We start from the raw sequence: 271 nt of genomic DNA on the forward strand, positions 1-271 counted from the left end.
CGTCAGCGCAGCGACGACGAGATCGCGCTTCCAGCGCCATTGGACGGGCAGGGCGACGGTCTGCGTCGCACAGCCGCCGCAGCGGGTGAAATAATCGCAGACAGGCGCGACGCGATCCGGCGAGGGCGTTTCGAGCGCCTCCATCCGGCCGTCGCCCGACAGCGCGACGACGTCGCCGGGCACGGTCCAGGGCAGGAAGAGCGTGCGCCCGTCGTCATGCGCGACGCCCTCGCCGCGCGCGCCAAGACCTTCGATCGTGACGGGATGTGTC

The 271-nt window shown here is 71.2% G+C and carries 1 protein-coding gene; it reads right to left on the reverse strand.

Going from position 1 to position 271, the window contains the following annotated elements:
• Nucleotides 1-271 (reverse strand): TRAM domain-containing protein (locus AAIR21_RS28105; protein ID WP_434682874.1); only part of this gene is annotated, 271 nt, incomplete at both ends.

Source organism: Enterobacter sp. PTB (assembly GCF_051130085.1).
In the GTDB taxonomy this organism is placed as follows: Bacteria; Pseudomonadota; Gammaproteobacteria; order Enterobacterales; family Enterobacteriaceae; genus Enterobacter; species Enterobacter ludwigii.